Origin of the sequence: uncultured Jannaschia sp., from assembly GCF_947503795.1 — a bacterium.
Taxonomy (GTDB): Bacteria; Pseudomonadota; Alphaproteobacteria; order Rhodobacterales; family Rhodobacteraceae; genus Jannaschia.
Map to the genome: position 1 here is coordinate 2,072,065 of NZ_CANNEZ010000001.1, position 12,673 is coordinate 2,084,737.

15 protein-coding genes are annotated in these 12,673 nt (G+C 68.4%); 5 read left to right on the forward strand and 10 right to left on the reverse strand.

Annotation, left to right across the window (positions count from 1 at the left end; all coding sequences use genetic code 11):
* Positions 1 to 2 precede the first annotated feature (2 nt).
* The 4 genes from Q0833_RS10825 to Q0833_RS10840 form a co-directional block, all read right to left on the reverse strand.
* Positions 3 to 833 carry a TRAP transporter small permease subunit gene (locus Q0833_RS10825; protein WP_298433960.1) on the reverse strand — a complete coding sequence of 277 codons (831 nt, stop codon included), beginning with the start codon at positions 831 to 833 and terminating at the stop codon, positions 3 to 5.
* A 147-nt stretch (positions 834 to 980) separates the two neighbouring features.
* Positions 981 to 2,027, reverse strand: a complete 1,047-nt coding sequence (locus tag Q0833_RS10830; RefSeq protein WP_298433963.1) for a TRAP transporter substrate-binding protein — start codon at positions 2,025 to 2,027, stop codon at positions 981 to 983.
* A 185-nt stretch (positions 2,028 to 2,212) separates the two neighbouring features.
* Positions 2,213 to 3,025, reverse strand: a complete 813-nt coding sequence (locus Q0833_RS10835; protein WP_298433966.1) for an N-acyl homoserine lactonase family protein — start codon at positions 3,023 to 3,025, stop codon at positions 2,213 to 2,215.
* Positions 3,018 to 3,305: a putative quinol monooxygenase gene (locus Q0833_RS10840; protein ID WP_298433969.1), complete on the reverse strand. Its 288-nt coding sequence runs from the start codon at positions 3,303 to 3,305 to the stop codon at positions 3,018 to 3,020. Before Q0833_RS10840 ends, Q0833_RS10835 begins: the two co-directional genes overlap by 8 nt.
* Positions 3,306 to 3,364: 59 nt before the next feature.
* On the opposite strand from Q0833_RS10840, the gene Q0833_RS10845 reads away from it, so the two are divergent.
* From Q0833_RS10845 to Q0833_RS10855, 3 genes are all read left to right on the forward strand, one after another.
* A complete protein-coding gene (locus Q0833_RS10845; protein WP_298433972.1) occupies positions 3,365 to 4,426 on the forward strand; it encodes an isocitrate/isopropylmalate family dehydrogenase in 1,062 nt (353 codons plus the stop codon).
* Positions 4,423 to 5,421 carry a Gfo/Idh/MocA family oxidoreductase gene (locus Q0833_RS10850; RefSeq protein ID WP_298433975.1) on the forward strand — a complete coding sequence of 333 codons (999 nt, stop codon included), beginning with the start codon at positions 4,423 to 4,425 and terminating at the stop codon, positions 5,419 to 5,421. The genes Q0833_RS10845 and Q0833_RS10850 overlap by 4 nt, the downstream gene beginning before the upstream one ends.
* A 183-nt stretch (positions 5,422 to 5,604) precedes the next feature.
* The gene (locus tag Q0833_RS10855) at positions 5,605 to 5,805 is read left to right on the forward strand and encodes a hypothetical protein (protein WP_298433978.1); all 201 of its coding nucleotides are present in this window, start codon (positions 5,605 to 5,607) and stop codon (positions 5,803 to 5,805) included.
* A gap of 71 nt (positions 5,806 to 5,876) precedes the next feature.
* On the opposite strand, the gene rpe is transcribed toward Q0833_RS10855, so the two are convergent.
* Together rpe and Q0833_RS10865 are read right to left on the reverse strand one after the other, a co-directional pair.
* The gene (gene rpe / locus Q0833_RS10860) at positions 5,877 to 6,569 is read right to left on the reverse strand and encodes a ribulose-phosphate 3-epimerase (RefSeq protein ID WP_298433981.1); all 693 of its coding nucleotides are present in this window, start codon (positions 6,567 to 6,569) and stop codon (positions 5,877 to 5,879) included.
* Between the two features lie 29 nt (positions 6,570 to 6,598).
* Positions 6,599 to 7,168, reverse strand: coding sequence for a 5-formyltetrahydrofolate cyclo-ligase (locus tag Q0833_RS10865; protein WP_298433984.1), 570 nt, complete (start codon positions 7,166 to 7,168; stop codon positions 6,599 to 6,601).
* On the opposite strand from Q0833_RS10865, the gene Q0833_RS10870 reads away from it, so the two are divergent.
* Both Q0833_RS10870 and Q0833_RS10875 read left to right on the forward strand, forming a co-directional pair.
* A complete protein-coding gene (locus Q0833_RS10870) occupies positions 7,167 to 7,769 on the forward strand; it encodes a VOC family protein (protein ID WP_298433986.1) in 603 nt (200 codons plus the stop codon). The genes Q0833_RS10865 and Q0833_RS10870 overlap by 2 nt on opposite strands.
* Before the next feature lie 32 nt (positions 7,770 to 7,801).
* Positions 7,802 to 8,155 (forward strand): metallopeptidase family protein, encoded by a 354-nt coding sequence (locus Q0833_RS10875; protein ID WP_298435096.1) that lies wholly within the window; start codon positions 7,802 to 7,804, stop codon positions 8,153 to 8,155.
* A gap of 71 nt (positions 8,156 to 8,226) precedes the next feature.
* Here Q0833_RS10875 and Q0833_RS10880 read toward each other — a convergent pair whose 3' ends face one another.
* From Q0833_RS10880 to Q0833_RS10895, 4 genes are all read right to left on the reverse strand, one after another.
* On the reverse strand, positions 8,227 to 8,745 hold the full coding sequence (locus Q0833_RS10880; RefSeq protein WP_298435099.1) for a CarD family transcriptional regulator: 519 nt from the start codon (positions 8,743 to 8,745) through the stop codon (positions 8,227 to 8,229).
* Between the two features lie 253 nt (positions 8,746 to 8,998).
* Positions 8,999 to 9,334 (reverse strand): ferredoxin FdxA, encoded by a 336-nt coding sequence (fdxA, locus tag Q0833_RS10885; RefSeq protein WP_298433988.1) that lies wholly within the window; start codon positions 9,332 to 9,334, stop codon positions 8,999 to 9,001.
* An 82-nt stretch (positions 9,335 to 9,416) separates the two neighbouring features.
* On the reverse strand, positions 9,417 to 9,773 hold the full coding sequence (locus tag Q0833_RS10890) for an RNA-binding S4 domain-containing protein (RefSeq protein ID WP_298433990.1): 357 nt from the start codon (positions 9,771 to 9,773) through the stop codon (positions 9,417 to 9,419).
* On the reverse strand, positions 9,770 to 12,673 hold the full coding sequence (locus Q0833_RS10895; RefSeq protein WP_298433992.1) for a helicase-related protein: 2,904 nt from the start codon (positions 12,671 to 12,673) through the stop codon (positions 9,770 to 9,772). Before Q0833_RS10895 ends, Q0833_RS10890 begins: the two co-directional genes overlap by 4 nt.

Here is a 12,673-nt window from a genome sequence, read left to right on the forward strand (position 1 = left end):
GCTCAGGCGTCCTCGGACTTGTCGCGCAGCAGGTAGGCGGCGCCGATGATGATGACGGTGACGATCAGGGCCGAGGCGACGGTATATTTCATCTCCTCCGGGCCGATCGCGAAGGTGTCGAAGAACCAGTGGCGCGTGGCCTCCCGCGCGGTCGTGGCCTCGGTGGTGGCGAGGACGAGGCCCAGGGCGCTGTAGTAGATCACAAGGTTCACGGCGAAGGCGACGGCCGGGAAGGCCCAGAACAGTTTTCGCCACCAGAGCGGGCGCACGAGCTTGGCGAGGTTGCGCACGTAGGCGAACCAGGTCGCGGCGGCGATGAAGAGGAAGCTCACGTTCATGAAGACCTTGAGCAGGTAGAGGCGGTGCAGGCCGTTCGGGCTGTCGGAGCCCTCGCCCGCCTTCACCGAGCTGATGGCGTAGTCGAGCGTGGTGTCCCAGCACAGGATGATGAACGGCAAGAACAGCCATGCGAGGCCGAAGATGTCGATCTTGCGCTGCTTGGGCGCATCGTACCCGTCATAGAAGATGTCCACGCGGACGTGGCTGTTGGTGGTGACGGCGTAGCCGATTCCGATCAGGACCGCGGCGCCGTAGACCCACCATTGCGCGTCGTCGAGCCAGGCCTGGTTCATGCCCGCGCCGCGCAGCACGACCTGGGCGCAGATGGCGATCATCAGGACGGGAAAGAGCCACGCGAAGACGTTGGAGATGGCGATGATGATGCGGTCGCCCGCATTGTGTTCGGCGCGGCCGACCTCGCCGGGATCCGAGACCGCGACGATCGGCGTATCGACATCGGCCGAGACGGGCTCGGGCGGAATGGCGTGGCTCATGGGTGTCCCCTCCCGTGGTCCGCGCGGAGCGCGGGGTCGCCCCACCCTCGGGGCTGGTCGGTCGCGGGGCCGGGCGGCACTTGGCCACCCGGCCCCGTCGTCGTCGAGTGCGGTCGGCGCGGGATCACACCGCACCGACGCGACGGATCAGTTACGCGGACGCGGCAGGTAGATCGTGTCGCCCCAGGTCTTGTAGCCCGCGCGGAACTCCTGAAGGTCGTCCCAGACCTCCTTGAAGAACGCGTCCTCGGCGGCCAGTTCCTCGGCCACGTTGGTCCACTCGGTCTCGAACGCTTCCAGCAGTTCGGGCGACCAGATCTTGTTGGTGACGCCGTTCTGCGCCTCGTTGTCGATCATGGCCTGGAAGTTGGTGGCCTCACCCTCCGCGTAGTTGGTGGTGATGTTGGCCAGACAGGCGACCTCGATCTGGTTCTGGGCGCGCTCGTCGAGCTCCTCCCAGCGATCCTTGTTGATCAGCAGCTCGAACATCGTGGCGGGCTGGTGCCAGCCGGGGAAGTAGTTGAACTTCGCGATGTTGTAGAAGCCGAGGCGCGCATCCACGAGGGGCATCGAGAACTCGGTCGCGTCGATCGCGCCGCGCTCGAGCGCCGGGAAGATGTCACCGCCCGCCAGAAGCGAGGTCGAGACGCCCAGGCGCTGCATCACTTCGGCGCCGAGGCCGAAGAAGCGCATGTTCAGACCTTCGAGGTCGGCGACCGAGTTGATCTCGTTCTTGAACCAGCCGGAGGTCTCGGGGGCGATGATGCCGCAGGGCTGGACGTGAACGTTGTAGCCGTTCTCGTCATACATGCGCTGGAACAGCTCGTGGCCGTCGTCATAGAGCATCCACGCGGTGAATTCGCCCACCTCGGGGCCGAAGGGCACGGCGGCGAAGAGCGACGCGGCCGTGATCTTGCCCTGCCAGTAGCCGGACGTGGTGTAGGCGGCGTCGACCGAGCCGTTCGACACGGCGTCGAGCGCCTCCAGCGTCGGGACCAGCTCGCCCGGATCGAAATGCTCGAACTCGACCGATTCCGAGATGGAGTTGATCTTTTCGACGAAATCCGTCCCGGCGGTGCCGAGGATCGGAAGGTTCTTGCCGAAGGCGGAGGTCATCTCCAGCACTTCCTGCGCCTGGGCGCCGGTGGCGAAGATGGCCGCGGTGGACGCGAGCGCGATTGCCTTGAGTTTCATAGATGTGGTTCCTCCCTGTTGAACCGTGCGATGGATGACGTTGCATCCGGGGGATACGCTCCTCACCAGCGCATCCGGTCAGATTTCCTTACCGGAGATGCCAACTCGGTGTCACCCGAATTCGCCCGATCCGGATCAGGTTAGCGCCACCATACCCAGTTTCCCGTAGGCATGGGTCCGTTTTTTCAGCCATTCACGTCGAATTCCGGGATCGGCCGCGACGGGCCGTGCGACAGGCGCCAGACCTCGCCGCCTTCGTGCGGGAAGACGTCGCGCACGATCGGGTCATGTCCGGGCACGATCAGGTCCGGCCCCGAGGCCAGCCGTCCGAGCGTCGCGAACCCGTCCAGCATCTCGGTCAGGTCGGCCACGATGGGGAAGGGTTTCGCGGCGCGCATGTTCTCGTAGAAATGCGAGGCGTCCGAGGCGAGGCAGAGCCAGCCCGCCTCCGTCCGCACCCGCACCGCCTGAAGCCCCTTCGAATGGCCGCCGATGCGGTGGACCGTCACGCCCTCGGCCACCTCGGCCTCGCCGTCATGGAACACGACCTTTCCGGCATAGAGCCGCTTGACCGCCTCGCAGATGTGGTCGCCCGTGAACGGCATCCGGATCGTATCGTGGCACATGCAGGGCCCGGTGGCGAAGGCCATCTCGGCGGCCTGCATGTGAAGGCGTGCGTTCGGGAACAGGTGCAGCCCGCCCGCATGGTCGTAATGCAGGTGGGTCACGATGATGGTGTCGATGTCGTCGGGGGTCAGGTTGAATGGCGCCAGCGCCGCGCCCGGATCGGTCAGAATGGGCCGGTCGCGCCGTACGCCCTCGGCCGCGTCATATCCTGTGTCGACGAGGATCGTCTCGGACCCGCGCCGCAGCAGCCACATGAAGTAATCCATGCCATGGGGCGCAGCCGGATGGTCGTCGAAGATGAAGCTGTCGCCCCGCACCCGCGCGCCCCGCTCGGCGTAGCGGATCGCAAAGACCTCCCACGGCTCAGCCATGCAGCACCGACCAGGTCGCCACGTCCTTCGCCGCGATCATCGGATCGCAGGTCGCGGTGAAGGTCTTGTAATGCGGCGTCTCGCGGTGCGCGTCGAACCCTGCCGCGTCGTCGTAGAGCTCGTAGAGGAACACCTCGTCGGGGCGCGCCGGATCGGTGGCCACGTCGAAGCGGTTGCAGGCCGGCTCGCCCAGCGAGGCACGCGCGTTCTCCATCATCGCAGGCAGGAAGTCGGGCATCCGGCCGGGCTTGACGGTGATGGTGACGGCGACTGCGAACATGTCTGGTCCTTGCATTGGGCTCTGATTACGGTCCCGACAGTGCCGCCGGAGGAACCCCCATGTCCAAGACATTCGACATCGCCGTCTTTCACGGCGACGGCATCGGCCCGGAGATCATGGCCCCGACGCTCGACCTGCTGCGCGGCCTCGACCACGACTTCGAGTTCCATGATTGCCCGGCGGGGGCGGCGAGCTTTCTCGACTGCGGCAGCGACCTGCCCGAAGCGACGCTCGACACTGCGCGCCGGGCGGATGCGATCCTGCTCTCCGCTCTGGGCGACCCGGCGGTGCGCAAGCCCGACGGCACCGAACTCATACCGCAGGTGGATCTGAGGATCGCGCTCGATCTCTATGCGGGCGTACGGCCCGTGCGCATCGTGCCCGGCATGAAGACCCCTCTCGCCCTGCCCATGGGCAAATCCGTCGATTTCGTCCTCATCCGCGAAAGCACCGAGGGCCTCTTCCACACACAGGGGCGCGGGACGGTCACCGACGACATGGCCGAGGAAACGCTCCGCCTGACCCGCCGCACCACCGAGAAGGTCTGTCGTTTCGCGTTCGACCTGGCCGCAGAGCGCAAGGCCGCGGGGCATGCGGGTCGGGTGACCAGCGTGGACAAGGCGAACGTCTTCCGCGCCTTCGCCTTCTGGCGCGGCATCTTCGACGAGGTGGCGGGCGACTATCCCGACCTCACCGCCGACCACGCCTATGTCGACGCCATGGCGCTCTGGTTCGTGATCCGGCCCTGGGACTGGGACGTGATGGTGACCGAGAACATGTTCGGCGACATCCTCTCGGATCTGGGCGCGGGACTGATGGGCGGACTGGGGATGGCACCCTCGGCCGATATCGGCGACGACCACGCGGTGTTCCAGCCCTGTCACGGCACGGCCCCCGACATCGCCGGGCGCGGCCTCGCCAACCCGGTCGCGATGATCCTCTCGGCGGGGATGATGCTCGACTGGCTGGGACGAAAGCACGGGAACGACGCTTTGGTGCGCGACGCCGCCCGCATCGAGGCCTCTGTCGATGCCTGCCTCGCGGCGGGAGAGACGACCGGCGATCTCGGCGGCGCGCTGGACACGACCGGGGCGGCGGCGGCGGTGATGGCGCGGCTGTGACCTTCGCCGTAGGTCTGCTCGGGCTGGGCTATTTCGCGCAGTTCCACCGCGAAGCCTGGGGCCGTGTCCCCGGCGCACGCCTCGCCGCCACGGCAGATGCGCACGCCGCCACCGGCGCCGATCACGCCACGCTCGATGCAATGCTCGGCGCGGGCGGCATCGATATCGTCGACATCGCCACGCCGCCCCCGACCCATGCGGAGGCGATCCGCAGCGCCCTCGCGCATCGCCCACGGGCCATCATCTGCCAGAAGCCGTTCTGCACCTCGCTGGAGGAGGCGAGCGCGATGGCGGCCGAGGCCGAGGCCGCCGGCGTCCCCCTCATCGTGCACGAGAATTTCCGCTTCCAGCCGTGGTTCAGGGCGATGAAGGCCGCGCTGGAGGACGGCGCGGTGGGCCGCCCGCTCGGGCTGACGTTCCGGCTGCGCACCGGGGATGGACAGGGACCGGACGCCTATCTCGCGCGGCAGCCCTATTTTCAGACCATGCCGCGCCTTCTGATCCACGAGACGGGCATCCACTACCTCGACGTGTTCCGCTACCTGCTGGGCGAGCCGGACGGCATCTATGCCGACCTGCGCCGCCTCAACCCCGCGATCCGGGGCGAGGATGCCGGGCTCGTGGTGCTGGATTACGGCGGCGGTTGCCGCGCGGTGTTCGACGGCAACCGACTCGTCGATTTTGACACGGACGATCCGCGCCGGACCTTCGGCGAGGCGCTGCTCGAGGGCGAGGACGGCACGCTGGTGCTCTGCGGCGACGGGGCGGTAACCCTCCGTGCGTATGGCGCCCGCGAGACGACGCAGGTGCTTCCCGCAGAGGATCGGCCCGGCTTTGCGGGCGACAGCGTGCGGGCCTTTCAGGCGCATGTGGTTGCGGGGCTAGGGTCTGGCCGGTGGGAGACGACGGCGCGCGACTATCTCGCGACGATGCGGCTGGTCGAGTTGGCCTATGCCAGCGCCGGCAGCGGCACCCGCCTTCCGGTCGGCGGATAGACATGGGGGATGTTTCCCCTTCGTTCACGCTCCCTTAAATCCCCTCCGTTAAGTCTCGGGGCGTCGCGATGTCGTCGCCCGGTCGGGCCCGCCCCGCGACGGACGGTCGGGTGAAACCCGGCCCTCGGCGCGGGCCGCCTCGGCCCGCCCCCTGCCCCGAGGAACCCGGAGAGAGGCTGCACGATGTCCGATCTGGCCGCACAATTCCGCGCGATGCCGCAGCATGACTGGCTGACGATCGCATTGATCGCGCTGACCACCCTCGTCCTGCTGGCACCCGCTGCCCTGCCGGCGATCAAGGGCGACCGGAGCCGCGGCGCCGTCACATGCACGGTCCCGCCGCATGTGACGGCGCCGATCCGGTGCGGATTCTCTGCGGGTTAGACGCCGCAGGATGGCCGGTTCCCCTCATCAGGGAGCGACTGCCTCACAGTGGGTCGTAGCGTCGCCCGAATCTATCCCCGCGCGGCCTCGGCTGCGGCGCGGATGGCACGGATGTTCGCTCCGTATGGCCCCGGCTCGCGCACCGATCCGCCCTTGAACACCGCCGAACCCGCGACCAGCACATCCGCCCCCGCCTCGACGACGCCGGGCGCGGTCGTGGGATCGATGCCGCCGTCGATCTCGATATGGATCGGACGGTCGCCGATCATCTCTCGCAGGCGACGGATCTTGGCGATCTGGTTTTCGATGAAGCGCTGCCCGCCGAAGCCGGGGTTCACGGTCATCACGCAGACGAGGTCCACGTCGTCCAGAAGCGCCGCCGCCGCCTCGGCCGGCGTGCCCGGATTGAGCGCCAGCCCGGCCCGCGCGCCCGCCCCCCGGATCGCCTGAAGCGTGCGGTGAATATGCGGTCCCGCCTCCAGATGCGCGGTGATGATGTCCGCCCCGGCCTCCGCGAAGGCGTCGATATAGGGATCGACTGGCGCGATCATCAGGTGGACGTCCATGACGCCCTTGATATGCGGCCGGATCGCCGCGCAGGTCGCGGGTCCGAAGCTGATATTCGGAACGAAGTGCCCGTCCATCACGTCGACATGCACCCAGTCGGCACCCTGCGCCTCGACCGCCTCGCATTCCGCGCCGAAGGCGGCGAAATCCGCCGCGAGGATCGAGGGCGCGATCTTGATGGAACGGTCGAAGGTCATGTCGGCTCCTGTCGTTGTCTGCCTGCGGGCTAGCGCGCGGCGGGCGGCAGATAAACCCTCGCCTCGGTGATGACGGCGTCGAGCGGCATGTCCGTCGCCTCGCGCGGGATGGAATCGACCCGCTGCGCCTCGAAGGCGAGGCCGATGGCCTGCGCGTCCCGCAGCCCCGCGAGAGTCCGGTCGTAGAACCCGCCGCCATAGCCCAGCCGCCCGCAGCCCGCGTCGAACCCCACGAGGGGCGCGATCAGGATGTCGGGCACGCGCCAGCCGCCTTCGACCGGGACGGATACGCCGAACGCGCCGACCTCCAGCGGACAGCCGGGCCACCACTCGCGGAACCGCAGGGGCGCGCCCCGCGCGGTGACCACCGGCACGCAGATGCGGTTCGCGCGGCTCAGCACCGCCATCGTGCCGCGCGGATCGGCCTCGGACCCGATGGGCAGGTAGCCCGCGATCGTGCGGCCCCGGACGTCCATCATCCGCGCGAAGAGCCGGGTCGCCGCGGCCGCGCGGGCCTCGCGCCCCACGCCGTCGCGCGCGGCGATGCAGGCGGTTCGCAATTGCGCCTTTCGGGCCGGGGGGTTAGCGTCCGCTGTCATGCCATCCTTCGATCACCTGGCCATCTCGGCCGCCACGCTGTCCGAGGGGGCCGCCCTTGTCGAGGCGCAACTCGGGCACGTTATCGGTCCCGGCGGAAACCACACGCGGATGGGGACGCACAACCGTCTTTCGGGACTGGGCCCGGGCGAATATCTCGAAGTGATCGCCATCAACCCCGACGCCGAGGCCCCCGACGGGCCGCGCTGGTTCGACCTCGACCGAAGGGCGGGCGCGGCGCGGGTCGGCAACTGGATCGCGCGCTGCGAAGATCTCGACGCCGCCATCGCCGATTTTCCCGATGCCGGCCGGCCCATCCAGTTCGAGCGGGGCGAATATCGCTGGCGCATGGCCGTGCCCGAGGATGGCGTGCTGCCGTTCGATGGCTGCTTTCCGGCGCTGATCGAATGGCAATCCGGCCCGCCCGCCTTCGAGGATACGGGCCTTCGTCTCGAGGCGTTGATGTTGCGGCATCCCAAGGCGTCCGAGCTGCGCGAGATCCTTCATAGCCTCGTGCCCGATCCCCGCATCGTCGTAACCGAGGGCGACCGGTGGCTCTCGGCCCGGATCGAGACGCCCGACGGGACGCGCGTGCTGTCGTGACGACCGCGCCCGATGCCGCCGCGATCCTCGCCATGGCCGAGGCGACCCGCGCGGCATTCCCCGCGCCCTTCGCGGGATCCGCGGCGGAGGTGCGGCTGAGCGTCGAGGACTGGGCGTCGGACGCGCTGCTGGACGAGATGGACATCGACGACGCCTACGATCTGACGGGCATCTACGAGGGCGTCGCGCTGACGGAGCGGAGTGTTGACTGGCCCGAGCCGCCGTCTTCGGTGACGCTGTTCCGGCGGCCGATCCTTGACGAATGGGCGGCGCGGGGGGACGTGACGATCGAGGCGCTGGTCGCGCATGTCACCGTGCACGAGTTCGCGCATCATTTCGGGTGGTCCGACGACGATATCGCGACCATCGACAGGTGGTGGGAATGAGCGGTGTCTGACCCGGACATGAAAACGGGGCGCCGTTTCGGACGCCCCGTCAGTCGTTCGGTGTCGCCGGATCAGGCGGCGGCGGAGGGCCGCGCGGACAGGATCTCGTCCACGGCCTTGAGGGCGCCGTCCTCGTCCATGTCGTTCACGGCGGCCAGCTCGCGCGTCAGGCGGTCGAGCGCGGCCTCGTAGAGCTGGCGCTCGGAATAGGACTGCTCGCGCTGCTCGTCGTTGCGGTGCAGGTCGCGGACCACTTCGGCGATGGCGATGAGATCGCCGGAATTGATCTTGGCCTCGTATTCCTGCGCGCGGCGGGACCACATGGCGCGCTTGACGCGGGCCTTGCCCTTGAGCGTCGTCATCGCCTTGGTCACCACGTCGGGCGGCGAGAGCGAGCGCATGCCGACATCGGTCGCCTTGTTGGTCGGCACCCTCAGCATCATCTTGTCCTTGGCGAACGAGATCACGAAGAGCTCCAGCTCGAAGCCGGCGACCTCCTGCTTCTCGATCGACACGATCTGGCCGACGCCGTGCGCGGGATAGACGACGAAATCGTTGGGGCGGAATTCGGACTTCTTGGCCATGGGCATCCTTTCGGTTGTCTTCGGCATGTCCCGCGGCGTTCGGCCGGTCGCGCATCGCGACAAGAAGACCGGCCTCCGGGTCGCCCCGGGGGTCGATGCGTTCGTTCTGACATGTCGACCGGGTCGGCAGACGAACCCGAAGTTGGTGGTGGCGCGCGGTGCCGGAGAGGCTCCGCTATCCCCAGGATCATACCACAAAAATGGACGCCCCGAAAGTGTCACCGACACTGACCCAATCGGGCGCATTCGGGACGTAGCGTCAGCCGCCTTCGCCGGGCGCTTCGGAAAAGAGGTCCATCTTGCCCTCTTTGCCGTCCATCTCCTCGGCGTCGGGGAGCGGGTCCTTCTTGGTGATGATGACCGGCCAGGCCTCGGAGTACTTGCGGTTGAATTCGACCCATTTTTCCATCTCCGGCTCGGTGTCCGGGCGGATGGCGTCGGCGGGGCATTCCGGCTCGCAGACGCCGCAATCGATGCACTCGTCGGGATGGATGACCAGCATGTTCTCGCCTTCGTAGAAGCAATCCACGGGGCAGACCTCGACGCAATCGGTGTATTTGCAGGCGATGCAGGCGTCGGTGACGACATAGGTCATGCGGGTTGTCCTTTCCGGTCCGCAGGCGGTCTAGCGGCGGGGCCGAACGGGTTCAACCGATGATACACAATCGTGAGCGGCGTCAGTCCTCGGGGCCGGCGCGTTCGGCGTCGAGGCGGCGACGATCGCGCCCCGTGGGGCGAGGTCCGACGCGGGGCACGGGCGGCGGCGTATGGTCCAGATAGAGCGCCTGCGCTTCGGCGGCGGGGCCCCGCCGGGTGCCCAGCGCGGCGATCTCGACGACGCGGATGCGGTTGCCTTGCGGAAAGGTCAGCGAATCGCCCGGAGCGATACCGTGACTGGCCTTGGTGACGCGCTCGCCATTCACCCGGACGCGACCCTCTCCGACCGTGCGCGCGGCGAGGCTGCGGGTCTTGAAGAACCGCGCCTGCCAAAGCCACTTGTCGATCCGAAGCCGCGCCCCGGGCGCGTCGCTCACTTGTCCTTCAGGGCCGCCAGCGCGGCGAACGGGTTGTCGGGGTCGATCGCCTTCTCGCGCTTGGGCCGCGATTCGAAGGTCTTCGGCCCGGCATCGCGCGCCTTCGGCCCGCCACCCTGACGGGGGCCGCCCTTGCCCTTCGGCTTCCCCTTGCCACGCGGCCGCTCGCCCTGACCCTCGCGGCGCGGGCCGCGGGAATGGCGCGGCTTGGGCGCCCAGGTGAAGGTGTAGAACGTTTCGACCTCGGCGACGTCCGCGCCCGGCGCGGGATCTTCGGACGCGGCATCGGTGGCGTCCGATGCTTCGGCCGTCTCCGGCAAGGCGTCCCCAGCAGGCGGGGCATCCGCGGCGGTCGCCGGTTCCACCTCTTTCGCGACCATCGTCTCGGTCACCGTCTCATCGGCCGGCACCGGGCTTTCGCCGCCCATCGACGCGGGCGGCGCGGTGACCTCACCCTCGGGGGGCTGAGCCGCCTCGGGGACGGAATCGGTCGGCGTGGCGACGGTCGCGGGCTTGGCGGGCGACGCCTTCGCGCGCTCGCCCTTTTCGGCGGCGTATCCGAGCCCGCCCATCAGGTCGGCGAATTGCTCCAGCGTCATGCCCGTGATCGAGAGCATGTCGGCGGTCGCCTCGAACCCGCCCCGGCTGTCCATCGGACGGATCATGTCGGCCAGACGTTCCAGCATGTCGATGCGGATCGCGCGCTGCCCGGCCAGCCGGTAGCCGGCCATCGCGTAGTAGCCATCAGGTGCGTCCGCCGCGGCGGGCACGGTCACGAGGCCCGGCGGCGGCGCCTCAGGGAACTCCTGCAGGCCTTTCGACAGCGACCAGAGCACGAGGCGCAGGCGCGTCGGCGCGGGCTTCAGGAGAAGCTGCTGGAAGATGGTGAACTGACCGAAGCGCACGCCGTGCTTGCGAAGCTGGCCGCGCGCATCCTGGTCGAGCGCCTTGACGTCCTGTGCAACCTGCATGCGCGGCAGGATGCCGAAGCCTTCCATCATCTGGAAGGCAAAGCCCCGCGCGAGGCCGGTGACCGCCTCGTCGCGCGACATGGCCAGAAGCGGCTCGAACGCGGCGGCGATCTTGCGGTCGATGAAGTGCTGCAGGCGGCGCGTGACCTTCTGGATCACCTCCGGACCCGCCTCTTCGTCGACGAAGGCCTCGACGCCTGGCTTCAGCGCCTCGGGCCCGACGACGAGCTTGCCGACGGCTTGGTCGCCCCACATGAGGCCGCCCTGCTCGGTGAAGTCCATCTCGGTGTCGGGCGCGTTGTAGAACCGGTCGGCGCGCAGATGAAATTCGGGGCGCAGCGCCTGCGTCGCGGCCTGGCGCACGGTCTTCGCCTCGTCGGGCGTGGTCGTCCCGGTCTGGTGGAAGCGGAAGCCCTCGATCCGGCCGAGCGTCTCGCCCTCGACCGTCACCTGTCCCTTGTCGTCGATCTCGGCCAACAGGCCCTCCTTCATCTTCAGCCGCCGGAGCAGCACGCTGGTGCGCCTGTCGACGAACCGCTGGGTCAACGCCATGTGCAGGGCATCCGACAGGCGGTCTTCTACCTTGCGCGTCTCGCCGCGCCAATGGGCCTCGTCGTCGACCCAGTCCTTGCGCTGCGCGACATACGTCCAGGTGCGGATATAGGCCAGCCGTTTGGACAGGGCGTCGATATCGCCCTGGGTGCGGTCGATGCGCTTGATCTGGCGCGCGAACCAGTCCCCGGGGACGCGACCCTTGGTGCGCAGGAAGTCGAAGATCCGCGCCAGGAGGTTGGTATGCTCGCCATGGCTGATGCCCTGAAAGTCGGGGATACGGCACACATCCCAGAGAAGGCGGACGTCGCGCGCGTCGCGGATTTGGCCCGCGACACCTTCGAGCGCGTTGAGCGTCTTGAGCGATTGCAGGTCGTCCGCCTCGCGGCCCTTGGTCAGGAGCGTGTCGCCCGACGGCGCCTCGAGCGAGGCGATCAGCGCCTCGGGCGAACCGAATTCCAGCGCCGAGGACCGCCAAGCCAGCCGGTCGATAGATTTGAAGCGGTGTTCCTCGATGGCCTCGACCAGACCGGTCTCCAGCGGCGCGGCTTCGCCTGTCACGCCGAAGGTGCCCGGCTCGGTATAGCGTCCCGCCCGACCCGCGATCTGCGCCAGCTCGTGCGGCATCAGGGGCCGGATGCGCCGGCCGTCGAACTTGGAGGTGGCCGAGAAGGCGACATGCTTGATGTCGAGGTTGAGGCCCATGCCGATCGCGTCCGTCGCCACGAGGTAGTCGACATCGCCGTTCTGGTACATCTCGACCTGGGCGTTGCGCGTGCGGGGGCTGAGCGCGCCCATCACGACAGCCGCACCCCCCTTCTGGCGGCGCAGAAGCTCGGCGATGGCGTAGCAATTCTCGACCGAGAAGCCGACGATGGCGGTGCGGCCGGGCATCCGGCTGATCTTCTTCGAGCCTGTATAGGTCAGCTCGGAAAAGCGTTCGCGGCGCGCGAACTGGGCCTTGGGGATCAGATGCTGGATCGCGGGGCGCATCGTCTCGGAGCCCATGAACAGCGTCTCGTGCAGCCCCCGCATGTGCAGCAGGCGGTCGGTGAAGACATGCCCCCGCTCGGGGTCGGCGCAGAGCTGAATCTCGTCGACCGCGGCGAAATCTGTTCCGAGGCCCGTGGGCATCGCCTCGACCGTGCAGACCCAGTAGGCGGCGCGCGGCCCGACGATCCGCTCCTCGCCGGTGACGAGCGCGCAGACGGAAGGGCCGCGGATCGCGACGATGCGGTCATAGACCTCGCGCGCCAGCAGGCGCAGCGGCAGGCCGATGACCCCCGTCCGGTGCGCCAGCATCCGCTCGATGGCGTAATGCGTCTTGCCCGTGTTCGTCGGCCCGAGGACCGCCGTGACCCGTCCGCCATCCGTCAT